The organism is Leisingera sp. F5 (genome assembly GCF_001593695.1).
Genome location: NZ_LUKH01001384.1, coordinates 1 through 1,062 on the forward strand (window position 1 = coordinate 1; position 1,062 = coordinate 1,062).

The 1,062-nt window shown below is 58.9% G+C and carries 1 protein-coding gene; it reads left to right on the forward strand.

Annotated elements, in window-relative coordinates; all coding sequences use genetic code 11:
* Positions 1-1,062, forward strand: a 1,062-nt coding sequence (locus A2I95_RS41635) for an FHIPEP family type III secretion protein (protein ID WP_291738119.1), incomplete at both ends; no start/stop codon positions are given.

The window sequence follows — 1,062 nt, forward strand, 5'->3', positions numbered from 1 at the left end:
CGGGCTTTTGATCACCTTGCTGAACTTGGTCATGGGGCTGATCATGGGCGTTCTGGTCCATGGCATGCCTGTTGGCAGCGCGTTTGAAACCTATGCTATCCTGACCGTGGGCGATGGTCTGGTGTCGCAGATCCCATCTGTGATCATTTCCATTGCAGCAGCTCTGCTGCTGGCCCGCGGCGGCACCACCGGCGCCACAGATACCGCCCTGTTCGAGCAATTCGGCCGCCATCCCGCCGCGCTGACAACTGTTTCTGTGCTGATGATCCTGTTTGCATTGGTTCCCGGTCTGCCATTTCTGCCCTTCGTGACCGGAGGCAGTGTGCTGGGCTACGCAGCTTTCCGGATGGCAAAGAAGAAGCAGGACGAAGCAGAGGCGGAGATCGAGGAAAAAATCGAAGAAGCTGCAGACCCGACGGCAACCCGGCCGCTTGGTGATATTCTGGATCTGGATGACCTGCATCTGGAGTTTTCCCCCGATCTGGTCAGCATGGTTCTTGATGCCGGCACCGGGCTTGATGCCCGCATAGCCAACATGCGGTCCCATATTGCCACCACCTTTGGTCTGATCCTGCCGGAAATCCGGCTGACTGATCAGCATGAGCTGGAAAGAGGCACCTATGTGGTCAAAGTGCAGGGGGTTGAACAGGTGCGCGGCACTTTGCATCCCGACATGGTTCTGGCCTTGATGCCGGACAATCATGACGCGCTGCCACCCGGCACTGATGTGACTGAGCCGGTCTACGGCGCGCCGGCCCGCTGGATTTCTGCCAAGTCGCAGGAACAGGCCGCCCTGGCCGGGGCTACCGTGGTCACACCGCCGGAAATCCTGGCGACCCATCTGCTGGAGATCATCAAACAGAATTTCTCCCGCTTGCTGACACTCAAATCGCTGCGCCGCCTGTTGGATGAGATGACGCAGCTTTCCGATAACTTCCGGTCCGAAGCGAACCGCAAGCTGCTGGATGCGCTGGTGCCGGACAAGGTTCCGATGGATACGCTTCACTCGGTGTTGCGTCTGCTGCTGGAGGAGCGGGTTTCCATCCGCAATATGCCGCTGAT